Genomic DNA, 23,839 nt, shown 5'->3' with positions numbered 1-23,839 from the left:
ACGAAGAAAGGTGTGTTTCATTGGTCAATCCATTAAATCCCGAAGATCTTGATGTTAACATTCCGTTTCACCCTACCATGCCTTCTGGTAGCCCATATCCATCTTTAAACCCATCACCGTATCCGACACGACCTTCGCAGCCATATCCACCGCGCCCCCCGCAGCCATATCCGCCACAACCATACCCACCGCGCCCTCCGCAACCATATCCGCCACAACCATACCCACCACGTCCTCCGCAGCCATATCCGCCACAACCATATCCACCACGTCCTCCGCAGCCATATCCGCCACAACCATATCCACCGCGTCCTCCGCAGCCATATCCGCCACAACCATATCCACCGCGCCCTCCGCAGCCATATCCGCCACAACCATACCCACCACGTCCTCCGCAGCCATATCCGCCACAACCATACCCACCACGTCCTATGCCATTTCCAGGCGGGCAATATCCTGGCTTACCAGGCTTTCCTGGATTAAACCTACCAGGAATGTAGATTTGTCACCTGCCATATTTGGAAGTCCTAAATAACAGACTATAAGAAAGGCTATCCAGAAGTTCAAACACGAACTAATGGATTGCCTTTTTATTGTTTATTAGAAACTAATATTGAACTGATAAAAAAACTAAGGAAGTGGAAACATGTCTATAAAATTTTCAGCCATCCTACATATTCCTTCATTTAATGAGCACAGTATATAGAGAGGTGGATCTATGTGTAACGTAAAAAAAATAACTTTATGTATGATTAGCCTAATATTAATTAATTTGAGCATTGTATCTTCTTTCGATGCAAAAGAATTGAATAGAATTAATGGACTTAAAGCACAAATAAAAGGACTAGAAAATCGTTTAAAAAGCCTTGAGCCGATAAAACCCCAAACAATTGCCGATCCTCCTTTTCCAGAATTATCTCCCCCATCAAAATTTGTTACACTTTCACAGGTGATAGAGAATGGCACTACTATTCCTTATGATGTTATCGTCAATAATCCTGGCTATAAGAGACCCGCTTATGAAGAATATTGGCATAGCTCAATCGGTCGGTGGAGCTATGTTCCAACTAGAATTCATTATGCACTGCATCGACTATTTACGAATTACGATGTTGCTCTTTCTGAATGGTACGACTTTGAACAAAATATGGGGTTCACGATTCCAATGTTTCAAAATAAAACGGATTTAGATTTATATATTGTCGCGTTCCAATCTGATATTACAGCAGTTTATACGTTGGGCAATCAGGTTGTCGTTGTTGGAAATCCAAGAAGAACCGGTGTTCAAGTGATTACTATAAATACAAGCGCTATACATCCCACAAATACCGAAGAATCTTTGCTTGTGCAATTATCAACTCAAGCAGGAGAAGAAATGGATTATGCTCTTATCTCTTATATTTCTCCTGATTTTAGGCTGAAGCAAAAAGAATAAATCTAAGCTACTTTTTCGTAGTTTTGCCAGCAGGTTTGTTATCTTTATTAGCTGTTGTGGGGATTTTATCAGTAATTCACCGAAAAATATATTCGCTAAAGCATAAAAAAATCACTTCTCAAATTTGAGAAAGTGATTTTTATTTGGCTGGAGTCGTAGATTACATCATTCCGCCCATACTAGACATATCTGGCATTGCTGGAGCTGCTTCTGGAATGTCTGCTACAACTGCTTCTGTTGTTAAGACAAAGAAGCAAATTTATTTGTAAAGTTATGTAATATCAAAATTCAATCAACGATAACAACTTCTCGTGATTTATCTACTTCTTTCATTATAAAGTTGTTGCTGCTTATTGCGAAGTTGTTTAATTAATATTTATAACAATTGATCTAATCGACTCAAAAAACACCGCCTTGCGGACAGCAGACGGTGTATAAAACCTCCACCGATAATTTTTTGTATCTTAGTAATTGGTGGATTTTAGTAATTAATTTAATGATAACAAACTGGTAAATAGCGAACAAATAAAAAATAATGTCATTACTGAGCGCTATTTATCATATAAATCATATGTTAAATTGTGTTCAATATAAGCTTGTTCTTCCTCGTCAGTCAATAAACGAGTTGCTTTTCCTGAATTTCTTGACTCGTCGCCTCCTTGCATTTCCCAAATTTTGTTGTGATCTTCAATTGCATGAGAAAAATCACCTTTCGACCATCTCTCCAATATTTCAATATAAAGCTCTTTGTATTTATAATCGTTCATTTTGGCTACAGCTAACAATCGGTCAACTTTGGCTTGTGTGATTTGCTCATGCCCCCATTTTACTTTAGCTTCAACTTTTTGATGAGACATGCTATGGATGGCTTCGTTCACTTTGTGTTCTATTAAATTATCAGGATAAAGCAATTCTTCTTTTGTAACAATTTTATCTTCAAGCGTTACTCCGTCATGCTCAACAGTTGCTTTTTCTTTTTCGGGAGTTGGTTTTTCTATTTGATTTGTGAATTGAGTGTAAGCATAAGCTCCACCGATGATGGCTAATACTGCAATGATAACGATAGCCGACTTTGTTTTTCTCTGCATATTATCAAACCTCACTTATAATTTGTATGTAATTATGCAATTTGGTTTATTTTATGTAATTAGTTTAATAATAACAGATGATTATAATTAAGCTCAATGAGTACTGTCTATCTGCATGTAATACTGTTACATACATGTAACTGACGTGTTCAATAAACACATCAGGTATCTGCTCGGAACACTATTCACAGCAGGTCAACATACCCATTCAAAGTTGAAAGCGTTAAATGAGTAAATGTTGTCGGACATGATTGTAAGTAATATCTTCAACATTTACTACTTGATTCTCAGAGCAATAATCAATGAATTTACCTAACAGCATATTGTAATTTTGAATGTTTGCTTTACTTGTATTCTTGAATTTCCTGTCATCTAAAAATCTTGATATGCAAATTTAAGCAACAAAAAAACCACTCCCCTTATTACTGAGAAGTGGTTATTGTTATTGAAATTAATTATTTACATGACTGCTTCACAAATTGGGCGAAAAATAGCAGTGACTATTTCTCACAATGAGAGGGAAAAACCCCTTACATCATTCCGCCCATGCCGCCCATACCAGACATATCTGGCATTGCTGATGCTGGTTCTGGAATGTCTGCTACAACTGCTTCTGTTGTTAAGAATAGAGCTGCGACAGATGCTGCGTTTTGTAAAGCTGAGCGAGTTACTTTCGCTGGGTCTACTACGCCCGCTTCAATCATGTTTACCCATTCGCCTGTTGCAGCGTTGAAGCCCACACCGATTTCTTCGCGTTTTAGGCGATCCACGATAATTGAGCCTTCAAGACCAGCGTTGTTTGCGATTTGACGAACTGGCTCCTCTAAAGCACGTAGAACAATTTTTACACCAGTTGCTACGTCGCCTTCTTCTGCATCTGCAACTTTTTCAACTGCTGCATATACGTTAAGAAGTGCCGTACCACCACCTGATACGATACCTTCTTCAACTGCTGCACGAGTTGAGTTAAGTGCATCTTCAATGCGTAGTTTGCGTTCTTTTAATTCTGTTTCTGTTGCAGCACCAACTTTGATTACTGCTACACCGCCTGCTAATTTTGCAAGACGTTCTTGTAATTTTTCTTTATCGAATTCTGAAGTTGTTTCAGCAAGCTGAGCACGGATTTGACCAATACGGCCTTCGATAGTATCTGCACTGCCAACACCTTCTACGATTGTTGTATTGTCTTTTGTAACAACAACTTTCGCAGTGCGACCAAGTGATGTAATATCAGCTGTTTTAAGGTCTAAGCCTAATTCTTCTGTAATTACTTGACCGCCTGTTAAAATTGCGATATCTTCAAGCATTGCTTTACGACGGTCGCCAAATCCTGGAGCTTTAACCGCTACAGCATTAAATGTACCACGAAGTTTGTTCACTACAAGTGTTGCAATAGCTTCACCTTCAACATCTTCAGCGATGATTAATAGTGGACGACCTTGTTGTACCACTTGTTCTAATAATGGTAATACTTCTTGGATGTTTGTAATTTTTTTATCAGTAATTAAAATGTATGGGTTATCTAATACCGCTTCCATTTTATCTGTATCTGTTACCATGTAGTGTGATGCATAACCACGGTCGAATTGCATACCTTCAACTACATCAAGCTCAGTTGTGAAGCCTTTAGATTCTTCAATTGTAATAACACCATCGTTACCCACACGTTCCATTGCTTCTGCAATTAATTGCCCTACTTCATCATCAGCAGCAGAGATTGACGCTACTTGCGCGATTTCCTCTTTGTTGCTTACTGGGCGAGAAATAGCGTGTAATTCCGTTAGAGCTGCAGCAACCGCTTTGTCGATCCCTTTACGAATGCCTACAGGGTTTGCACCAGCTGTTACGTTTTTCAAGCCTTCACGAATAATTGCTTGAGCTAATACTGTTGCAGTTGTTGTACCGTCACCAGCGATTTCGTTTGTTTTAGAAGCAACTTCTGCTACTAATTTTGCACCCATGTTTTCGAATGGGTTTTCTAGCTCGATTTCTTTTGCAATTGTTACACCATCATTTGTAATAAGTGGTGAACCGAATTTTTTTTCTAAAACTACGTTACGACCTTTAGGCCCTAGAGTAATTTTTACTGCGTTTGCTAATTTATCTACACCTTGTAGCATTAATGAACGAGCGTCTTCTGAGAATTTAATATCTTTTGCCATTTGAATTTACCCTCCTGGAATGGAATATTCGTTAAGCTTCATCATATATTTATAGAAATTTCGCCAAACTGTCATTGTCACCTATCTATTTGTTCATCTTCGACAATCACTAGAGGCATTTACTTTAATAAACTTATTAACTTATTCAATAATTGCAAGAATATCGCTTTCGCGTAAAATTAGGTATTCATTACCTTCATATTTAACTTCTGTACCAGAGTATTTAGAGAAAATAATGCGGTCGTCAACTTTTACGTCAAGCTCTACACGTTGTCCGTTCTCTAAAATACGACCCGTCCCAACTGCTACAACTTTACCTTCTTGCGGTTTTTCTTTTGCAGAGTCTGGTAGTACAATACCGAATGCAGATTTTTCTTCTACCTCGATTAGTTCGATTACAATACGATCTCCTAGTGGTCTTAACAAGTGAAACAACCTCCTATTAATTAAGTATATGTTTAAAAGTTTATTAGCACTCTATCTAGTCGAGTGCTAATACAATTATTATGATAATCAATCACACTTTTTTTTGCAAGTCAGAACTTCGAAAAATTTTGTTTTCTTTCCATATTCCTCTACAATAGAAAGGTAGCATAATGAATGGAAAGGATTTTGACTGTGAACAATTCTCAAAAAATAAATAAACATAAAAAAACAGCCCTTTATGTTTTACTGATCTATATCCTCATGCAACTATCAGGTATATTGCTGGCAAAACCGTTTCACAAGATGGTTATGAGTACAACCGGTTTACCTAGTGAGCAGGCTGCTCCTCTTACGCAAGGCTGGTATATCGCTCTTAGCTTTGCCATTGCGTTAATTCTAAGCTTAATCCTAACATCTCGCGATAAAGCGTTTTGGGATATTTATCAAGGAAAGAAAGAAACTATACCACTATCAATTATGTGGGGAATCATAGGTTTCTTCTTAGTTTTCATCGGCCAAATGATTGGCGCAGCTATCGAAATGGCTATATTCGGTATCCAAGGTGGGTCGCAAAACACAGCTGATATTGTAGCTATTGCAAAAGGCGCTCCTATTGCTATATTAGCAATTGTCGTATTTGGACCAATATTAGAAGAGTTCGTCTTCCGCCGTGTTATTTTTGGATCGCTTGTCCAAACAACTAATTTCTGGATAGCTGGTATAGTAAGTGCCATTTTCTTTGCACTTATTCATTTCGACTTCTCTCATATCTTGCTTTATACAATTTGTGGATTGATTTTCGCCTTCTTATATCACAAAACAAAACGCATTTGGACATCTATTATCGCCCATATCATGCTGAATGGTTTTGTGACACTTGTACAATTGTATGCAGAACCATTGCAAAAGTTTCTTGATCAACTAGAAAAAATGCAATAAAAATCAGCGAGTTTTTCTTCCCACTGATTTTTAGTTGAATGTAAGTATATATATTACGACGAAAAAGCTCGATGCTACTAATATGCATCGAGCTTCTATTATTGTTGATTCAATTCTTCGATTTGGCGTCGCTGTTGTTCAAGTGCCTCTTCGATCTGGCGTTTTTGCTCAGCTTCTTGTTCTTCCTTCATTCGCATTTCCTCTGATTTCAAGTATTTCTTATAGCCAATACGGGAAATCATAATGCTAATTTCATAAAGCATAAATAACGGTACTGAAACCATTAAGTGTGAAGCTAATTCAGGTGGTGCGATTAGAGCAGCACATACAAATAAACCAAAGTATGAGTACTTACGAATACGAATTAGTAACTCAGGCGATAGAATCCCAATACGTGAAAAGAACAAGACCACAATCGGCAATTGGAAAAGGAAACCAAAAGGTATTGTAAGTTTAAATAAAAACGAAAAATACTCATGTATTCCTATCGTTTGTTGAATTTCTAATTCATTTGATAAATTCATCATAAACTTTATGACGTAAGGGAATAGTAAAAAGTATGAAAAAGATAGCCCTGCTAAAAACAATATAAACGAATAAGGTATATAACTTAAGGTTGCTTTTCGTTCTACGTCCCTTAATCCTGGACTAATAAAAGCCCATAATTGATACATCAATACCGGTGAAGATAGGATAAATGCTATTAAAAAAACGACTTGGATATAAATTGCAAGTGGTGTTACTACATCAAATGCATGAAGCTCTATATTATAATTCGCTCCGGTAGATTGAAGGTATTTAACAAGCGGCTTCGCAACAAAAAAACCGCCAGCCATAGCGAGAACAAAGAAAACGGCAACAATGAAAAGCCGTTTTCTTAATTCTTCTATATGCTCAATGACAGTTAGATCTCTTGGATTCATTCCACAAACATCCTAACTTTACTTATCTAATTCTTTCTTTTTCTTGTCATCATCATCTTCGTCGGCTAATCCTTTAGTAGCATTTTTGAATTCACGTAATGTTGAACCAAATGCTTTACCAAGCTCTGGTAACTTCTTAGGACCAAAAATTAGTAATGCGACAATTCCGATAATAATGAGGCTCATAGGACCAATACCACCCATTAAAGCCACCTCCTCTTTATATCCATCATTTTAACGCATATTTCGCCATTATGCTAACTAATAATATGTGAAAGTTTTTCGTCACTCTCTCATTTTACCTCATACTTCTATTTGACAGAAACTGTGAGCTATACTTTAAATTATGTACAATTATCACTCTTCCTGATTACGAATTAAATAAATGAGTGCCTGCAATTCTACCGACAAATCGATTGTTAAAAGTTGCATTTTATCTGGTACAGTAATACGCTCCGGCGTAAAGTTCAAAATTCCTTTTGCATTCATCACCGCTAATCTATCAGCCATTTTCTGTGCAGAGCGTGGTGAAACTGTTAAAATTGCAAGCTCCGCTCCATATTCAGCATATTTTTCTTCCAATAAATCAGGATGAAAAACAGGAATATTGCTAATCATCTTCCCTTCCTTCGGGGCCTTTGAGTCAAATGCCACAACGATATGGGTATTATGATTTTTTTGGAAATTGTATTTTAATAAAGCACTACCTAAATTCCCTACACCAATTAACGCTACTTTTGTCGCTTCATGTTGATCGAGCGTTTGACTAAAAAATTTCAAGAGATGTTGAACATCATAGCCATATCCCTTTTTCCCAAGCGCACCAAAATAAGAAAAATCACGACGAATAGTTGCAGAATCAATTTTCATCGCTTCACTCAGTTCCTTCGACGAAATACGTTCCATGCCTTCTTGTGCAAAGTTTTGGATAAATCGATAGTAAAGAGGAAGTCTTTTCGTAGTGGCTTGTGGAATTTTTAATTCTTGTTTCAAACTTTTTCCTCCTTATAGAGTATCAAATCAATTTATGATACACGCTTAATTCTATATTTATATTATTCACTGGAGGATTTCCCTTTAGTTAATGGCGCTTTTACGCCACTAACTAAAGAGAAATCGATTCAATCTTACATGACAGCTTGGAATAAGTAAAGCATCGACATTGCAAGCCAATCGCTCATCCATTACACTAAGGAGGAATTGAGGTGTCAAGAATGATTGTTTTACAGGTCAATCAACTATTTAAATCCTTCCTTGCAGATGAAATTTTAAGTGGCGTAAAATTAGAGGTTCAACATCGTGACCGCGTTGCATTAGTAGGTCGTAACGGTGCTGGTAAGTCTACTTTACTTAAAATAATTGCTGGTCAAATGTCATATGACTCTGGCGATATTATTATCCCTAAAGGTATACAAATTGGGTATTTAGAGCAACATGCTGGATTAAACTCAACATTGTCGATCTGGGATGAAATGATGACAATTTTTGAGCCGCTTATTGCCCAAGAACAAGCAATCCGATCATTAGAACAACAAATGGCCGACCCAGCTGTTTATGAAAACCCTACTTTATATGCAAAAATAATGTCTGAATACGATCATTTGCAGCATAATTTTAAGGATGCAGGCGGCTATCAATATGAATCGGATACACGTTCTGTGCTTCATGGTATGCAGTTTTATCCTAATGATTATGAAAAACCAATTAGCTCACTATCAGGAGGACAACGGACTCGATTAGCGCTTGCTAAGCTTCTGTTAAGTAAACCTGACCTATTAATACTCGATGAACCAACTAACCATTTAGATATTGAAACCCTCTCTTGGCTGGAATCATATTTAAAAAGCTATGAAGGGGCTATTCTAATTGTTTCCCATGACCGCTACTTCTTAGACCAGGTTGTGTCCATTGTCTACGAAGTCTCTCGTCATCGCGTCACAAAATATACAGGCAATTATAGTGCCTATTTAGATGAAAAAGCGAAAAATTATGAGCGTGATTTGAAGCTTTATGAACGTCAGCAAGATGAAAAGACAAAGCTTGAGGATTTTATTCAAAAAAACATTGCTCGTGCTTCTACTACTAAAATGGCACAAAGTCGTCGTAAAATGCTTGAAAAAACAGAATGGATGGAATCTCCTGACGGTGATGAAAAGTCAGCAAGCTTCGGTTTTACAATTGAGCGTCAAAGTGGTAACGATGTATTGTCTGTTGATGACTTAGCTATAGGTTATAGTAATAAGAAAATATCAAGCGGTATCACATTACGTACTTTCCGAGAAGACCGTATTGCACTTGTTGGACCAAATGGTGTTGGTAAATCAACTTTATTAAAAACCATCGTCAAAGATTTAGTACCTCTCTCTGGAGGGATTCGCTATGGTACAAATGTTCAAATTGGTTATTATGATCAAGAGCAGGCAAAGCTATCGAGCAATAAAACTGTGCTAAAAGAGCTATGGGATGAATGGCCATTAATGAATGAAAAAGATATTCGCACCGTGCTTGGCCGTTTCTTATTCGGTGGAAATGATGTAGATAAAATCGTGTCTTCTTTATCTGGTGGAGAAAAGGCTAGACTTGCATTAGCTAAGTTGATGATGCAAAAGGCAAATTTCTTAATTCTCGATGAGCCTACCAATCACTTAGACTTAGATAGTAAAGAGATATTGGAAAACGCACTGATCGATTATCCTGGAACGCTCTTATTTGTATCGCATGACCGATATTTCATCAATCGAATCGCTACTAAAGTAATCGAACTATCCGGCGATGGTTCCTTTGAGTACTTAGGTGACTATGATTACTATCTTGAAAAGAAACAAGAGCTATTAGAAATTGCACAATTGAAGGCTGCCGCTCAACCGCAAGTACAAGCTGATGTACCTGAGAAGATCTCTACCTCTAAAATTGATAAAGAGGCTAAAAAACGGGAGCGCCAAATTAGACGCACGCTTGAGGAACTAGAAGGGAAAATGCAGCAAGTAAATCTTGTAATAGCTCGTTTAGAAGAAGCTCTTTGCGATCCCGAGATTTTCACAGACCACGAAAAAATTACACAGCTTCAAGAGGAATTATCAACTGCTAAGGAACAGCATGAGTTATTCGAAATGGAATGGCTTGAGCTAAGTGAAGAACTTGAAAATATTATTTTATAACATCCCTCTTGAGGTGGGATAAAAATTGTAAAGCCATGTGCCTTGTCGCATGGCTTTTTACTTTACTCGCGTTGATTTTTCATATATATTGGTCAAGTGCTATTTTTCGACAAAAAATGCCCACAACTTTATACACACTTTCAATCTAGTAATACCAACATATCAACAGACTTTTCCACATTGTCCACAATTCAAAAATATTTTATTCACATCATTTTGTGTAAAACAGGCTACTATATATTGAATAATCACAAGTTATACACAAGTTATCAACATTTTGTGCATAAGTACGGATGTTCGCTGTTTTATTTCTACCTTACCTGTGGATAATTTTCTGAAAAATTTGTCAACTGATTGGATTCAAATTTTCTTATAGACATTGTTTTCTCAACAATTTTTTCACAAAAGCAAAAAGAGATATTTTAGAATCAAATCTAAAATACCTCTTTTCTAAAATCAATTATGCCTCAGTCCGAAATCGACTTTATGCTTGGACACCCGCTGAAAAGTAGCTTAAATCCGCATTCATCTCACCACCTATAGAGATGGGAGACTTCTGTACCTGTCGCTACGCTTTCGGTACATAAAATAATTGTAGCTGACGCTACAAAAAACATTTGCTGAAAGAAGTTAAACCCAGGATTTTAACTCCATTCCAGGGCGACCATTCATTGATAAATTGCCTCGAACTCCCGCTTCAAACATAGGTGTTGCTGCTGCCCCTATCATAGCGGCATTATCTGTACATAGCTTTAATGGCGGCACGAAAAATGGTATGTTTTCTTCAGCAAATACTGTCTCAAGTGATGCACGCAATCCCTTATTAGCTGCTACACCACCAGCTGCAATAACCTGTTTCACTTTATATTCACGAGCTGCCCGTAATGTTTTCGCCGTTAATACTTCAACTACACTTTCCTGAAACCCTTTGGCAACGGCAGTCGGACTAATTTCTTCACCACGTTGGTCCATGTTATGTTTATAATTAATAACCGCTGATTTTAAGCCGCTAAAGCTAAAATCATAGGAATCTTCCTCTAACCACACTCTTGGGAAAGATACAGCCTCTTCTCCCTCATGTGCTAATTTATCAATTCGCGGACCACCTGGATATGGTAAGTCTAAAACACGTGCAACTTTATCATAAGCTTCACCAGCTGCATCGTCTCTCGTCTCACCGATGACTTCAAAAGAGCCATGTTCTTTCATATAAACTAGCTCTGTATGGCCACCTGATACAACAAGTGCTAACAATGGGAATTCCATTGGCTGCACGAGTGCATTAGCATATATATGTCCAGCTATATGATGCACACCTACAATCGGTAAATTATTTGCAAATGCAAAGGCCTTCGCAGCATTAATTCCAATTAACAATGCACCTACAAGACCAGGACCCTCAGTAACTGCCACAGCATCTAAATCAGCTGGCTTCATATTTGCCTGCGCTAATGCTTCTTCTATAACTACTGTAATTTGCTCAACATGATGACGAGATGCAATTTCAGGTACAACTCCACCAAATCGTTTATGACTTTCTATTTGAGATGCAACTACATTTGAAACAATTTCAGAACCATTTCGAATAATCGCCGCTGCTGTTTCATCACAGCTCGATTCTATTGCTAATATCATTCGATCTTCCATCATAAATTCACCCACATGACAAGGGCATCCTCCCCGTTATCTGTATAATAGCCTTTACGTATACCGCCATCTTGGAAATCAAGCTTTCGATAAAGATTTTGAGCAACTGTATTTGTTACTCGTACCTCTAAACTCATGACTTCCATAGTATGCTCTCTAGCAATACGCATTGCCTCTCGCATTAATCCTTCACCAATGCCGCGACCGCGAGCAGCATCTATAACGGCAACGTTCGTAATTTGCGCTGCGTCTATAACCATCCACATTCCACAAAAACCGATAATGTTATTATATTCATCTATAGCTAGCACATAATGTGCATACTGATTTTCATGCACTTCATAATAAAAAGAATCTAACGTCCATGGAGCAGGAAATGTAGCAAGCTCAATTTCATACACTTCTGGGACATCTTCAGATACCATTTTACGATATGTTACATTACTACTCATGTGCCTTCTCCTTTTGTTCCTTCAGCCAATTCGCCTCCGCCTCGGCAATACGTTTATATTGCGGGACAAAATGATGAACTGCATCCACACTTGGTAGCTCCACTTTCGTCGCTAATCGAACTGTTTCACTTGCTCGTGGTAAGTCATTACTAAATGGTGTGCGTTGCGCATAATCACCTAGCACCTCTACGATTTTATGCCAAAAAATATCTACATCGGCTCCAACAAATAAAATCGGTGCCTCTAAAGCTTGTAAACGCTCTAACAAGCCATCTATATGATCGTGATAATCTTCTATAATTGCTTCAAGCTCACAACCTTTATAAACGGCCGTATAGACATTGCCTCTACGCGCATCAAAAATAGGACAAATAAACCCATTATATAGTGCTGCATTTGCGGCTAATGACTTTAAGCTAGATATTCCAACTAAAGGCTTTTTCAATGTCCACGCTAATGTTTTAGCAAGCGTCACACCTATCCGTACACCGGTATAAGAACCAGGTCCTTCTGATACAGCAATCGCATCCAACTCGCTTGGCTTTATGCCAGCCTTCGCTAGCACTTCTTCAATGGCTGGCATAGCACCTGCTGAATGCGTTAATTTTATATTTTGTACAATCTCCGAGATCACTTTCCCATCTTTTATTACTGCAATAGAAAGTGGTGCATTCGCTGTTTCAATCCCTAACCAAATCATTTCATTAGCTCCTCACATAATGCCTCATATCGCTTTCCAAGAGGTGTCAATACAAATCGTCGTTGATTTTCTCCGATCCGGTAAATCTCTATTCCAAGACGCTCTTGTGGTAAATCCTGTTCAATCAAATGAGCCCACTCGACAACTGACACCGCATCACCATAAAATAGTTCGTCCCATCCAAGATCCTCATCACTTTCTGCTAAACGATAAACATCTAAATGATTAAATGGTAAACGCCCCTCATATTGCTTTACAATCGTAAATGTCGGGCTATTGACCGTTCTCGTCACGCCAAGTCCCTTCGCTAATGCTTTCGTAAATGTCGTCTTACCAGCGCCCAAATCACCCTCTAATGTAATTGTATCCTGAGCTTCTAGTAAGTTTGCTAGCTTCAACGCAAAATTCTCAGTATCATCAAGTGAATTCATTATTTTTTCATACATCATCTCTTTTTCCTCTCCTAGCTCCATTACTTCTAGTTTACCGAAACAAGCGTAAATGTTCAAAACATCCAATGGATTTCAAAAAAAACAATTACACCTTGGCGTAATTGTTTCAGCTTGTCGACCAAAAATATAAATACTGTGTATCTCATAAACAAAGTTATTTCCCCCTGTGTAAGTACTCATAATGGGGTAGTCGGCAAGCTGAATCTACTCATCAATTAAGCCTTTGCTAAATTGTCGCTGACGATACTAAACTATGTGCTGAATCGAGATAAAACGCGCTTATTTTTTATGCCCCTTTACCTCAGCAACCTTTTTATCAACCAATTTATCATCTTTAAATTGTACTATATATGTTTTTGTCATAAGTATTTCATCATTCCAGCGATATTGATCTTTTTTTACTTTGTCCCCTGCTCCTCCTGCAATTTTTACCACTTCCATATATGACATACCTTCTTTTAATTTTTCAAATTCTGCTTCATTCATATTTTTCTGCCAGTGGTACGCATTGGACTCCTCTATATCTAAAATAGGATCTCCACAGCCTGCTAGTATTACAAGAGCACCTATTAGTAAGCTTATATTCAGACGTTTTATGTAAAAATAATTTCTCATGCTAACACCTCCAAATTCCTTCATACGTGAGGAATCGATAAAAAGTAGATTATCTGTACCAAAAGTGAAGTATCGGAAAAAAACTTTAATCTAAAAATCTATGGTTACCCCAACAAATATTATAGAACCAATTTTATCGATACCCATTAATTCCCTTATATTAACAATAAAAAAAGTTCTTATGATTTAAAAGCATCATAAGAACTATATTATCGTTTATAATGGCGGTCCCGACCGGGATCGAACCGGCGATCTCCTGCGTGACAGGCAGGCATGTTAACCGCTACACCACGGGACCTCTTTAAGACATTTATAAATATATCATAGAATAATAACATATGCAATATTTTTTCATATTTTTTTAGATTTTCACCAAAAGTTGTGGATACATTTGTTAAAACGTATGTCATGTATATAAGTTGATCTTCGTTCCCGCTAGGCGATTCCGACTCCTTGAGGATTAGCAATAGAGGAACGAAGGCTAAAGTATCACTCCTGTGATAACGCCTTCGTGACAACATCGTGTTGCTGCCGTTGCCGCTTCGTTAGCAATACGCTTTCGCACAAAAACATCTGTTGGCCCAAACTGTTCATCTGACGCCCCCAAGAAAGCTCCAGTCGGAACGGAAATCAACCAAACGTTATGGTGATGAGCCAATTCTTCAATTATCTCCCTTCTTTTGGCATAGATTTTGCAAATAAATTAAATAGATTCTACAAACTATTTCATAAGGAGGTCGTTTCAATGATTCGGTACATCTTTACTCGAATCGGCTACATGATAATTACTTTATTTATTATCATTTTGCTTTCATTTTTGCTAATGAAGGCATTACCCGGTTCTCCATTTAACGATGAACGCTTACCTGAAACACAAAAAGAACTACTTTACAAAAAATACGGGCTAGATAAGCCAGTACCTATTCAATTCGGTGTTTACTTAACAAATCTTGTACAAGGGGACCTAGGTATTTCATTTGTTTTGGATAATCGTCCGGTTACTAAAATTATTCAAGAGCGTATCGGCGCCTCTGCCATTCTCGGATTTCAAGCCGTTACTGTCGGTACTTTAATAGGCTTACTATTAGGTATCGTGGCGGCGCTAAGGCATAACACTGTTATAGATTACGGGGCTACTGTTTTAGCTGTGCTCGGTATCTCCATTCCATCCTTTGTATTTGCAGGTTTTTTACAATATTGGGTTGGTGTCAAACTAGGCTGGCTACCAATCGCCTTTTGGAATGGTTTTGAATACTCAATATTACCAACAATCGCGTTAGCGGTCAGTGTTGTTGCAACAATTGCCCGCTTTACACGGATTGAAATGTTGGAAGTGCTCAATCAAGAATACATCTTAACAGCGAGATCAAAAGGACTGTCGAATTCCGTTATTATTACAAAGCATGGTATTCGAAATGCACTAATCCCAATCATTACAATTATCGGACCATTAACTGTTAATACGATTACGGGCTCACTAGTTATTGAAAAAATTTTTAGTATCCCTGGGTTAGGAGAGCAATTTGTTAACTCCATTATTACGAATGATTACCAGCTTATTATGGGAACAACAATCTTTTATGCTGTTTTATTTGTAAGCGTTATCTTAGTTATTGATATTTTATACGGATTCATTGACCCTCGGATTCGTGTCACAGGAGGCGAGTAATTTATGACAACAGAAGTAACTGACAATGCGACGGTAAAAAAATATCCTCCTGATTTGTTTGAGCCTGCCTCTCAAAGTGAATTTGTTGATGATTTTACGTATCGTCCCGAACAATCATTTTGGCAAGATGCATGGCTTGGTTTACGCAAAAATAAAGCAGCTATTGTTGGCTTATGCATTATTATTCTAGTTATTATACTAGCTATTTTCGGTCCATTTATGAACAGTCATGGCTACGATGAACAAAATCTTGCGCGTACAAATTTACCACCAAAAATTCCTGTTCTTGAGAATATTTCATTCTTAGGTTTGAACGGTGTTGATAGTTGTGGCGTTGACCAATACGAAGCAAAAGGTATAAGTGAATATTTTTGGTTTGGTACAGATGAATTAGGCCGGGATTTATGGACACGTATTTGGCAAGGTACACGTATCTCTCTTTATATTGCTTTTTTAGCGGCAACGATTGATTTAATTATAGGGGTTGCATACGGTGCTATTTCAGCATTTTATGGTGGTCGCACTGATAATATCATGCAACGTATTATTGAAGTGTTAGTTGGTATCCCTGGGCTAATTATTAATATTCTTCTCATTCTTATTTTAAAACCAGGAATCATTTCTATTACTATTGCGATGGTTATCGTCGGGTGGATTAGTATGGCTCGTATCGTACGAGCACAAATACTAAAGCTAAAAACATATGAGTTTGTTCTTGCTTCTAGAACGCTCGGTGCTAGTAACCAACGCTTGATTTGGAAACATTTAATTCCTAATACACTAGGTCCGATTATTGTAGCTACTACTTTTACCATTCCAGGAGCTATCTTTACTGAAGCATTACTAAGTTTTATCGGCCTAGGCCTACAGCCACCAACTGCTTCCTTAGGAACGATTGTTAATGACTCTTATAAATTATTACGTATTTATCCACATGGCATGATTTTTTCATCCATTGTCATTAGCTTAATTATGATTAGCTTTAATCTACTAGGTGATGGACTGCGTGATGCATTCGATCCAAAAACACGTAAATAAGGAGGGGTGCGAATTGAAAAAAATATTAGAAGTTAAAAATTTAAGTATTTCATTTAATACGCAAAATGGTGAGGTTCAGGCTGTACGCAATGTATCATTCGACTTATTTGAAGGTGAAACACTAGCAATCGTTGGCGAGTCTGGCTCTGGAAAATCTGTTACTTCTAAAAGCCTATTACGATTAAACCCTGCTGAAACAACAATACTGAAAAACGGTCAAATTTTATATAATGAAAAAAATATTTTAACGTGCAGAGAGCAGGAAATACGTGCAATTCGTGGGGCTGAAATCTCAATGATTTTCCAGGATCCCATGACTGCATTAAACCCCACGATGACAATCGGTAGTCAAATTGCAGAGAGCATAAAAAAACATACATCATTACGTGGTAATCAAATTACAGAACGAGTGCTTGAACTATTACAGCTTGTTGGCATTAAAGAAGCAGATAAACGATATAAACAATATCCTCATCAATTTTCTGGAGGAATGCGTCAGCGTATCGTTATCGCGATGGCACTTGCTTGCGAACCTCGTATTATTATTGCCGATGAACCTACCACAGCTCTAGATGTTTCGATTCAAGCACAAATTCTAGAATTGCTAAAAAACATTCAAAAAAAGATGAATCTTTCAATTATCTTTATTACACATGATTTGGGTGTTGTAGCAAAAATGGCTGATCGTGTTGCCGTGATGTATGCTGGAAAAATTATTGAAATTGGCTTAGTTGATGAAATTTTTTACCATTGTCAGCATCCTTATACACAAGGTCTACTCGCTGCTATGCCAAACCCAGATATCGAAACCAGCACACTGTACGCTATTCCAGGAACACCACCAAACTTACTGCAACCGCCGATTGGAGATGCCTTCGCTGCTCGTAATAACCAAGCACTCAAAATCGATTTTTTAGAGGAGCCACCAATGTTTAAGGTCAGCGACACACACTATGCAGCTACTTGGTTATTGCATGAGCAAGCGCCTAAAATGATACCAATTCATCAACAGTTAGCCCAAGCTGAACGCAAGGAACGTGAAAAAGCACCAGTATTTAATACAACCAAACCGTATTTAACATTAAAAGGAGTAAAGCAGCATTTTAAATTAGATAAAAATGCTATAAACAAAGCTGTAGATGGCATTACTTTTGATATTTATAAAGGAGAAATCTTCGGTTTAGTTGGAGAATCTGGCTGTGGTAAGTCCACGACAGGGCGCTCGATTATTGGACTCAATATAATAACAGATGGGGATATTCACATCGACGGTAGGAACATTAATGAAACAAAGACGAAGCAAGAAAAATTAGCCTTGAATCGCAAGGTGCAAATGATTTTTCAAGACCCTTATTCTTCCCTAAATCCACGTATGAAAATTGCTGACATTATTGCAGAAGGTCTTGCTATTCATGGTGTACCGAAAAGCGAATGGAAGGCAAAAATTTATGAGCTTTTAAATATAGTAGGTTTAACGAAAGAATATGCGAATCGCTATCCTCATGAGCTTAGTGGCGGGCAACGTCAGCGTATTGGTATTGCACGCGCACTTGCTGTAGAGCCTGAACTAATCATTGCTGATGAACCGATTTCTGCATTAGACGTATCGATCCAAGCACAAATCGTTAATTTATTGAAAAAGCTACAAAAGGAACGGGAACTGACATATCTATTTATAGCACACGACTTGTCGATGGTGAAATATATTAGTAACCGTATCGGCGTCATGTATCGCGGGAAAATTGTCGAGCTTGCAGAAAGCCATGAACTCTATGATCACCCTATTCACCCTTATACAAAGGCATTATTATCTGCTATACCACTGCCTGACCCAAAACTAGAACGTGAACGACAACGTATTATTTTTAATGAAGCTGAATATAACGCTACTAATAGAGAAAGTGAAAGCTTTACTGAAGTACGCCCGGGCCATTTTGTCATGCTAACAGAAGAGGAGCTTACCCAATACGATCAAGCAAACAGTGAGAGCATACCACTATGAAATTAAAAACAACTATATTGTTTACTGGCTGCATTTTTATATGTTCCCTTCTCTATACATTACTCTTAAAACAATCGATGACAATGCTGACTATAATTAATCATACTTTTCTTGCTTCACTTGCTTTTACAATCGTTGGAGCAATATTGTTTGTTGTGCAAGGTGGGCTTTTTAATGGTATCGCTTATAGCTTTAAACGCTTCTTTGCACGTGTCACTAAAAACGGTACCTACGCATATGAGTTAGATGGTGACTTGGAATTCGTACAAGCGCCATCCTATACCTTTACCTATCCACTGCTACTTGCAGGTTTGATTGGCTGTATTATCACCACTATTTTATCTCTTGTTTTCTATTTATAGATGGCTTATTTCAACATAACAAGGGGTTGATTTCGCCTTGTCCCAACTTTTGGTGATGATCCTTATAGAAAAACAGATGCTGCCTCAATGTAGGCAGCATCTGTTTTTACTTTACAATTTCAACCCATTTATAGCTAATGTCCGCTGAAAACGGATGTTCATATAATTTTTTTACATACGGCTTCGTCAAACGACTTATACCTTTTTGGAAGGTCGGCGCAAATGCAAAATCATCCATCATAATCTTTTCGGCTTGTTGCATTAATATCCAACGTTCAGAAACATCAGAAGTTGTTTTAGCTTTTTTAATTAATGCATCAACCTTTTCATTTTTATAGTGAGATTGGTTGTAGTAGGCAGTTGATTCAAATAACTCAATATATGTCATTGGATCTTGATAGTCTGGTCCCCAACCGCCATAGTCCAAATCATAGTCAACAGCCCCTTCTAGTGCTAGCTTTTGCTTATTTGGCTGCATATTGATTGTTAGCTCTAAGCCTTCAAGATTTGTTTCTAATTGATTTTTAATAAATTCTGCAGCTTTTTTAGATTCTGCACGGTCGTATGTTAAAAATTCTAGTTTTACTTTATCTACCCCCAGCTCCTTTAAACCAGTAGCCCATGCTTCCTTGGCCAACTCAACATTAGTTTTATTCATATCACCATTACCTTCACGGAAATCAACACCTTTTTCATCTGTTGATAATCCAAGTGGTACTAAAAAATAAGCTGGAATAGAGCCATCCTGTAAAATTACATCTGCAAAGCCTTGTTTATCCCAAGCCATATCGATTGCTTTACGAATGTTCTTATTCGATAGAAATTTATTTTCATGGTTCATTCGAATGAAATACGTATTTGGTTTTAAGAATGTTGAATACTCTGGGCTATCTTTGTATTGAGCAACATACTCACTTGAAAGCTCAGCAGTGTCGATCTCTCCCGCTTCATATAGATTTACTGCTGTTGCTGTATCTTTCACGATTTTTTGTGTAATCTTAGTAAGCTTCACACTATCTTTATCCCAATATTTTTCATTTTTTACGAACGTCCAGCCTTGACCATGCTGCCATGATTCCATTACGAATGGACCATTATAAATCATATTTGCTGCTTCTAACGCATATTGATCACCTTGTGCTTCTGTAAATTCTTTGTTTAGTGGAAAAAACGGCGCATACGTTGTTAAGCTTAGGAAATATGGAATTGGAGCATTTAGTTGGACTTCCAATGTGTAATCGTTTAGCGCTTTAACGCCAATTTCATCTACCTTACCATATAGTGGATCGCCCTCTTTTTGAACACTAGCCGCATTTTTTATATCTAGCATTAAATAAGAATAAATTGCTTGCGTTTTAGGATTGATAGCTCTTTTCCAAGCATATTCAAAGTCATGTGCTGTAACAGGTGTACCATTGCTCCACACAGCATCTTTGCGTAACTTAAATGTATATACAGTTCCATCTGCTGAAGCTTCATATGACTCTGCCATTCCTGGCACTGGTGTATTTTCTGGTCCGATACGGTATAACCCCTCAAATACAGAGTTCATTGCTGTAACTGCAAGTGCATCTACACTCCCTAATGAACTCATTGTTGCTAAATCCCCTCCCGCTACTAAATGTAGTTCCTGTCCAACAGTTGTGTCGACGTCAGTAGTAGACTCTTTGTCCGTACTATTGCCACCAGTCGGGCTATCAGAAGATTTATCCTCCTTGCCGTAGCAGCCAACTAATACAACTAGCATCAGCCCTAATAACACGACTAACCATTTTGTCTTTTTAGTCATTGTCATTTCCCCTTTGATTTTATTGCACGATAGCTACCGTGCAATAAAACATATATGCAATATTCATGCCGACACCATATTTGCTCTAAAATTTTGGCACAAATCTTGCAGTATATTAAAAAAGGGGGAATTATAACATGTCACTACTAGAACAATTACGTGTATCATTACGAGCTCAACAATCGGATGTACTCATCATAACGAGTAATCAAAACCGTCGTTATTTAACAGGATTTACAGGCAGTGCGGGTACAGTAGTAATTACACCAACTCAAGCACTTTTACTCGTAGATTTCCGTTACACAAAGCAAGCTACAAACCAAAGTAAAGAATTTGATGTTCGTGAAATCGATCGCAGTCGTTTATATGAAACTATCCAAGAAATTTTAGACACAGAATCTATCCAAACAATTGGTTTTGAGCAACAACATGTTACTTATGAGGTATATCAATTAATGGCTAGTAAAATAACAGCAACATTAAAGCCGCTATCTAATATTGTGGAAAATTTACGCATGATAAAAACACCAAAAGAAATTGAATTGATTAAGAAAGCAGCGTGGATTTCAGATGAGGCATTCAAGTATATTTTGACATTTATTAAACCAGGAGTGTCAGAAATTGATATCGCAAATGAGCTAGAGTTTCATATGCGTAAAAACGGAGCTACTGGAGCTGCATTCGATATAATTATTGCTTCTGGCCATCGTTCTGCACTTCCGCATGGTGTTGCATCTGACAAAATAATTGAAGAAGGCGATATGCTGACACTTGATTTTGGTGCCTATTATCAAGGCTATCGTTCAGATATGACGAGAACAATTGCAGTTGGCGAACCACCTGGTAAACTAAAGGAAATATACCAAATCGTTTATGACTCATTACAAATAGCTCTATCTAGTATGAAGGCTGGTATTACTGGAAAAGAAGCAGATAGCTATACACGAGATTTCATAAAAGCTAAAGGCTATGGAAAAAATTATGGACACGGTTCGGGGCACGGTATCGGCTTAGATATTCATGAAAATATTTTTATGTCTCCAGTATGCGAAGACATCCTAGAAGAGAATATGGTGCTTACTGTTGAGCCCGGTATTTACATTCCTGATTTAGGCGGAGTACGTATAGAAGATGATGTCATCGTTACAAAAAACGGTGTTGAAGTTATCACACACTCACCAAAAGAGCTTATTATTTTATAAAGTAACCTTTTAATTTTGAAAAAGTGTATTGTTGGTATGAAAGCCGATGGAGCGGAGGGAGGCTCGGACCACACCAAAGGAAAGCGTCTCCCGGAATGAAATTCGCAGTCAAGTACATATATTGGTGAGGAGCCCTTTTTCATTATTTATACACACTAATGTTCATTTTTTTGACACATTTTAAATATCTTTATATTAGACATTTATCACTAAAGCTCCTTTTTACTTTAGTGATAATGTCAAAAATTATTGTCACTATTACTCAATAGCATCATTTTCTATAGATTTAAGTACGTAAATGGAGAATGGAGGTTTTAAAATGCAGCTTTCTATTAAACAAACTCAAGATTTGAATTTAGTGATGACTGCACAACTTCGTCAAGCCATAGAGTTACTACAATATTCTACACTAGAATTAGAACAGTATATTCGTGAACAAGAGCTCGAAAATCCATTAATAGAGTTAAGTGAACCGATATTTCAAGAACGCACACATTTTTCAAAAGGTGTTAGCCGTCACACAAGTATCTTGGAACATGTAACTAAATATGAAAAAAATATTCGTGATGATTTATTTGAGGAAATTAAGCTAACCTTGCATAAAGATAAGGACATTAAACTGCTTAAACATATTATTTATCATTTGGATGACAACGGCTACTATGAACAACCAATGACGCCGACTTATCAAGATCATGAAATCGAAAAGGGTATTCACTTATTACAAAACATTGGACCACTTGGTGTTGGGGCACGTAATTTGAAAGAATGCCTACTATTACAAACAATGTATCATGAAAATAGCCCTGCCCATGCAGAAACAGTAATTTCCTTTTATCTTGATGAACTTGCAAATCAAAAATGGAAACAAATTGCCGACGAATTAGATATATCACTTTGTGAATTACAAGAGATTTATCAATTCATTCAAACTTTGCAACCTAAGCTTAGCTCACTGTTTTACCAGGAAGCTATACATCATCATACACCTGATATTATTGTTGAAATTGTTGATGGCGTCATCACTTTTTCATTAAATGATTATTATTTACCTAAAATCAATATACATGCGGACTATGCACCATATATTACTGCCAATTCTTCTGAAAAGAGTTATTTTAAAAAGTATTTATCAGACTATCAATGGCTAGTTAACAGTATTGAGCAGCGCCGAAATACAATTATTAAAATCATAAAAGCACTTATTGAAAAGCAAAAAGCCTTTTTTACACATGGCTTTGATGCTATAGAGCCTCTTACCTTGCGTGAAATTGCTGAACAAATTGAAGTACATGAATCGACAGTTAGCCGAGTGACAACGAATAAATATGTACAAACGGCTTTTGGGATATTCGAACTTCGAGATTTATTCACTTCTAAATTACAAACAACTAACGGTAATAGTGTTTCACAAATAAAAGTAAAATCGCTTTTATCAAACTATATCAAAACTGAAAATAAAAATAAGCCTTTCTCAGATCAAAAAATCGCCAAGCATTTCAACACCACACTTGGTATTGAAATATCACGTCGTACAATTGCAAAATACCGTGAAGAAATGAACATTCCGTCATCAGCAAGACGTAAAATGATTCAATTTAATTAACTATTTTAAAAGGAGCTACTCTTAATTAAAATGTACCCTATAAGATAGACACTTTCAAAAAGGTCATCTTATAGGGTATTTTTGTTTATAATGAAGAAAAAAACGAGCGGTGGTAAATAGTATGACTAAGAATTTATTTTCGAAACAACAACAGGCACAATTAAAATTAAATCC

Annotated in this window: 23 protein-coding genes and 1 tRNA gene; 10 read left to right on the top strand and 14 right to left on the bottom strand. The window is 37.2% G+C overall.

Features of this window, described 5'->3' with window-relative positions; all coding sequences use genetic code 11:
• Positions 1–72 precede the first annotated feature (72 nt).
• Entirely contained in the window at positions 73–417 is a 345-nt protein-coding gene (locus AC1DCY_RS14780; RefSeq protein WP_477351269.1) for a hypothetical protein, read from the bottom strand.
• A 301-nt stretch (positions 418–718) separates the two neighbouring features.
• On the opposite strand from AC1DCY_RS14780, the gene AC1DCY_RS14775 reads away from it, so the two are divergent.
• Positions 719–1,435, top strand: a complete 717-nt coding sequence (locus AC1DCY_RS14775) for a hypothetical protein (RefSeq protein WP_477351267.1) — start codon at positions 719–721, stop codon at positions 1,433–1,435.
• Between the two features lie 143 nt (positions 1,436–1,578).
• Positions 1,579–1,704 (top strand): hypothetical protein, encoded by a 126-nt coding sequence (locus AC1DCY_RS14770; protein ID WP_477351265.1) that lies wholly within the window; start codon positions 1,579–1,581, stop codon positions 1,702–1,704.
• A 282-nt stretch (positions 1,705–1,986) separates the two neighbouring features.
• Here the strand turns inward: AC1DCY_RS14770 and AC1DCY_RS14765 are convergent, their stop codons facing one another.
• The 3 genes from AC1DCY_RS14765 to groES all read right to left on the bottom strand — a co-directional run bounded on the left by AC1DCY_RS14765 (position 1,987) and on the right by groES (position 5,111).
• Positions 1,987–2,523: a DUF6241 domain-containing protein gene (locus AC1DCY_RS14765; RefSeq protein WP_477351264.1), complete on the bottom strand. Its 537-nt coding sequence runs from the start codon at positions 2,521–2,523 to the stop codon at positions 1,987–1,989.
• A 530-nt stretch (positions 2,524–3,053) separates the two neighbouring features.
• Positions 3,054–4,685 carry a chaperonin GroEL gene (gene groL, locus AC1DCY_RS14760; protein WP_477351262.1) on the bottom strand — a complete coding sequence of 544 codons (1,632 nt, stop codon included), beginning with the start codon at positions 4,683–4,685 and terminating at the stop codon, positions 3,054–3,056.
• 141 nt (positions 4,686–4,826) lie between these two features.
• On the bottom strand, positions 4,827–5,111 hold the full coding sequence (gene groES, locus AC1DCY_RS14755; protein WP_049667833.1) for a co-chaperone GroES: 285 nt from the start codon (positions 5,109–5,111) through the stop codon (positions 4,827–4,829).
• 174 nt (positions 5,112–5,285) lie between these two features.
• Between groES and AC1DCY_RS14750 the strand changes: the two genes are divergently transcribed.
• Entirely contained in the window at positions 5,286–6,050 is a 765-nt protein-coding gene (locus AC1DCY_RS14750; protein WP_477351260.1) for a lysostaphin resistance A-like protein, read from the top strand.
• A gap of 98 nt (positions 6,051–6,148) precedes the next feature.
• Here AC1DCY_RS14750 and tatC read toward each other — a convergent pair whose 3' ends face one another.
• From tatC to AC1DCY_RS14735, 3 genes are all read right to left on the bottom strand, one after another.
• Positions 6,149–6,973 carry a twin-arginine translocase subunit TatC gene (gene tatC / locus AC1DCY_RS14745; protein WP_477351258.1) on the bottom strand — a complete coding sequence of 275 codons (825 nt, stop codon included), beginning with the start codon at positions 6,971–6,973 and terminating at the stop codon, positions 6,149–6,151.
• Between the two features lie 18 nt (positions 6,974–6,991).
• Complete coding sequence (locus AC1DCY_RS14740) at positions 6,992–7,177, bottom strand: twin-arginine translocase TatA/TatE family subunit (protein ID WP_010857065.1); 186 nt, start codon at positions 7,175–7,177, stop codon at positions 6,992–6,994.
• A gap of 153 nt (positions 7,178–7,330) precedes the next feature.
• Positions 7,331–7,966 carry a redox-sensing transcriptional repressor Rex gene (locus tag AC1DCY_RS14735; RefSeq protein ID WP_132364235.1) on the bottom strand — a complete coding sequence of 212 codons (636 nt, stop codon included), beginning with the start codon at positions 7,964–7,966 and terminating at the stop codon, positions 7,331–7,333.
• A 221-nt stretch (positions 7,967–8,187) separates the two neighbouring features.
• Between AC1DCY_RS14735 and AC1DCY_RS14730 the strand changes: the two genes are divergently transcribed.
• A complete protein-coding gene (locus AC1DCY_RS14730; protein WP_477351370.1) occupies positions 8,188–10,131 on the top strand; it encodes an ABC transporter ATP-binding protein in 1,944 nt (647 codons plus the stop codon).
• A gap of 630 nt (positions 10,132–10,761) precedes the next feature.
• Here AC1DCY_RS14730 and tsaD read toward each other — a convergent pair.
• From tsaD to AC1DCY_RS14700, 6 genes are all read right to left on the bottom strand, one after another.
• The gene (tsaD, locus tag AC1DCY_RS14725; protein ID WP_477351368.1) at positions 10,762–11,778 is read right to left on the bottom strand and encodes a tRNA (adenosine(37)-N6)-threonylcarbamoyltransferase complex transferase subunit TsaD; all 1,017 of its coding nucleotides are present in this window, start codon (positions 11,776–11,778) and stop codon (positions 10,762–10,764) included.
• The gene (gene rimI, locus AC1DCY_RS14720) at positions 11,778–12,230 is read right to left on the bottom strand and encodes a ribosomal protein S18-alanine N-acetyltransferase (protein WP_477351255.1); all 453 of its coding nucleotides are present in this window, start codon (positions 12,228–12,230) and stop codon (positions 11,778–11,780) included. Before rimI ends, tsaD begins: the two co-directional genes overlap by 1 nt.
• Positions 12,223–12,930, bottom strand: a complete 708-nt coding sequence (tsaB, locus tag AC1DCY_RS14715) for a tRNA (adenosine(37)-N6)-threonylcarbamoyltransferase complex dimerization subunit type 1 TsaB (protein WP_477351254.1) — start codon at positions 12,928–12,930, stop codon at positions 12,223–12,225. The genes rimI and tsaB overlap by 8 nt, the downstream gene beginning before the upstream one ends.
• The gene (gene tsaE, locus AC1DCY_RS14710; protein WP_477351366.1) at positions 12,927–13,376 is read right to left on the bottom strand and encodes a tRNA (adenosine(37)-N6)-threonylcarbamoyltransferase complex ATPase subunit type 1 TsaE; all 450 of its coding nucleotides are present in this window, start codon (positions 13,374–13,376) and stop codon (positions 12,927–12,929) included. The genes tsaB and tsaE overlap by 4 nt, the downstream gene beginning before the upstream one ends.
• 285 nt (positions 13,377–13,661) lie before the next feature.
• Positions 13,662–13,997 carry a hypothetical protein gene (locus AC1DCY_RS14705; protein WP_477351252.1) on the bottom strand — a complete coding sequence of 112 codons (336 nt, stop codon included), beginning with the start codon at positions 13,995–13,997 and terminating at the stop codon, positions 13,662–13,664.
• A gap of 222 nt (positions 13,998–14,219) precedes the next feature.
• A tRNA-Asp gene (locus AC1DCY_RS14700) sits at positions 14,220–14,295 on the bottom strand.
• A gap of 447 nt (positions 14,296–14,742) precedes the next feature.
• Between AC1DCY_RS14700 and AC1DCY_RS14695 the strand changes: the two genes are divergently transcribed.
• The 4 genes from AC1DCY_RS14695 to AC1DCY_RS14680 are packed head-to-tail and all read left to right on the top strand — an operon-like array spanning position 14,743 to position 19,068.
• Positions 14,743–15,666, top strand: a complete 924-nt coding sequence (locus AC1DCY_RS14695; protein ID WP_477351251.1) for an ABC transporter permease — start codon at positions 14,743–14,745, stop codon at positions 15,664–15,666.
• A 3-nt stretch (positions 15,667–15,669) separates the two neighbouring features.
• Entirely contained in the window at positions 15,670–16,704 is a 1,035-nt protein-coding gene (gene opp3C / locus AC1DCY_RS14690; protein WP_477351250.1) for an oligopeptide ABC transporter permease, read from the top strand.
• 13 nt (positions 16,705–16,717) lie between these two features.
• Positions 16,718–18,706, top strand: a complete 1,989-nt coding sequence (locus tag AC1DCY_RS14685) for an ABC transporter ATP-binding protein (protein ID WP_477351248.1) — start codon at positions 16,718–16,720, stop codon at positions 18,704–18,706.
• On the top strand, positions 18,703–19,068 hold the full coding sequence (locus tag AC1DCY_RS14680) for a DUF3899 domain-containing protein (RefSeq protein ID WP_477351246.1): 366 nt from the start codon (positions 18,703–18,705) through the stop codon (positions 19,066–19,068). Before AC1DCY_RS14685 ends, AC1DCY_RS14680 begins: the two co-directional genes overlap by 4 nt.
• A 106-nt stretch (positions 19,069–19,174) precedes the next feature.
• Here the strand turns inward: AC1DCY_RS14680 and AC1DCY_RS14675 are convergent, their stop codons facing one another.
• On the bottom strand, positions 19,175–20,857 hold the full coding sequence (locus tag AC1DCY_RS14675) for a peptide ABC transporter substrate-binding protein (protein ID WP_477351244.1): 1,683 nt from the start codon (positions 20,855–20,857) through the stop codon (positions 19,175–19,177).
• A 137-nt stretch (positions 20,858–20,994) separates the two neighbouring features.
• On the opposite strand from AC1DCY_RS14675, the gene AC1DCY_RS14670 reads away from it, so the two are divergent.
• Entirely contained in the window at positions 20,995–22,059 is a 1,065-nt protein-coding gene (locus AC1DCY_RS14670; protein WP_477351242.1) for a M24 family metallopeptidase, read from the top strand.
• A 319-nt stretch (positions 22,060–22,378) separates the two neighbouring features.
• Positions 22,379–23,665, top strand: a complete 1,287-nt coding sequence (gene rpoN, locus AC1DCY_RS14665; RefSeq protein WP_477351240.1) for an RNA polymerase factor sigma-54 — start codon at positions 22,379–22,381, stop codon at positions 23,663–23,665.
• Positions 23,666–23,839 lie beyond the last annotated feature (174 nt).

The organism is Lysinibacillus sp. 10T31 (genome assembly GCF_056394365.1).
This window is presented reverse-complemented; position numbering and strand designations above follow the sequence as displayed.

What these genes read in the sequence shown, in the direction of transcription:
- AC1DCY_RS14705 (WP_477351252.1), bottom strand. Translation starts at nt 13,997, where the DNA reads ATGAGAAATTATTTTTACATAAAACGTCTGAATATAAGCTTACTAATA.
- tatC (WP_477351258.1), bottom strand. Translation starts at nt 6,973, where the DNA reads ATGAATCCAAGAGATCTAACTGTCATTGAGCATATAGAAGAATTAAGA.
- AC1DCY_RS14670 (WP_477351242.1), top strand. Translation starts at nt 20,995, where the DNA reads ATGTCACTACTAGAACAATTACGTGTATCATTACGAGCTCAACAATCG.
- AC1DCY_RS14750 (WP_477351260.1), top strand. Translation starts at nt 5,286, where the DNA reads ATGGAAAGGATTTTGACTGTGAACAATTCTCAAAAAATAAATAAACAT.
- tsaB (WP_477351254.1), bottom strand. Translation starts at nt 12,930, where the DNA reads ATGATTTGGTTAGGGATTGAAACAGCGAATGCACCACTTTCTATTGCA.
- rpoN (WP_477351240.1), top strand. Translation starts at nt 22,379, where the DNA reads ATGCAGCTTTCTATTAAACAAACTCAAGATTTGAATTTAGTGATGACT.
- AC1DCY_RS14730 (WP_477351370.1), top strand. Translation starts at nt 8,188, where the DNA reads ATGATTGTTTTACAGGTCAATCAACTATTTAAATCCTTCCTTGCAGAT.
- AC1DCY_RS14740 (WP_010857065.1), bottom strand. Translation starts at nt 7,177, where the DNA reads ATGGGTGGTATTGGTCCTATGAGCCTCATTATTATCGGAATTGTCGCA.
- AC1DCY_RS14765 (WP_477351264.1), bottom strand. Translation starts at nt 2,523, where the DNA reads ATGCAGAGAAAAACAAAGTCGGCTATCGTTATCATTGCAGTATTAGCC.
- AC1DCY_RS14695 (WP_477351251.1), top strand. Translation starts at nt 14,743, where the DNA reads ATGATTCGGTACATCTTTACTCGAATCGGCTACATGATAATTACTTTA.
- AC1DCY_RS14780 (WP_477351269.1), bottom strand. Translation starts at nt 417, where the DNA reads ATGGTTGTGGCGGATATGGCTGCGGAGGACGTGGTGGGTATGGTTGTG.
- tsaD (WP_477351368.1), bottom strand. Translation starts at nt 11,778, where the DNA reads ATGGAAGATCGAATGATATTAGCAATAGAATCGAGCTGTGATGAAACA.
- rimI (WP_477351255.1), bottom strand. Translation starts at nt 12,230, where the DNA reads ATGAGTAGTAATGTAACATATCGTAAAATGGTATCTGAAGATGTCCCA.
- groL (WP_477351262.1), bottom strand. Translation starts at nt 4,685, where the DNA reads ATGGCAAAAGATATTAAATTCTCAGAAGACGCTCGTTCATTAATGCTA.
- tsaE (WP_477351366.1), bottom strand. Translation starts at nt 13,376, where the DNA reads ATGTATGAAAAAATAATGAATTCACTTGATGATACTGAGAATTTTGCG.
- AC1DCY_RS14675 (WP_477351244.1), bottom strand. Translation starts at nt 20,857, where the DNA reads ATGACTAAAAAGACAAAATGGTTAGTCGTGTTATTAGGGCTGATGCTA.
- AC1DCY_RS14680 (WP_477351246.1), top strand. Translation starts at nt 18,703, where the DNA reads ATGAAATTAAAAACAACTATATTGTTTACTGGCTGCATTTTTATATGT.
- opp3C (WP_477351250.1), top strand. Translation starts at nt 15,670, where the DNA reads ATGACAACAGAAGTAACTGACAATGCGACGGTAAAAAAATATCCTCCT.
- AC1DCY_RS14775 (WP_477351267.1), top strand. Translation starts at nt 719, where the DNA reads ATGTGTAACGTAAAAAAAATAACTTTATGTATGATTAGCCTAATATTA.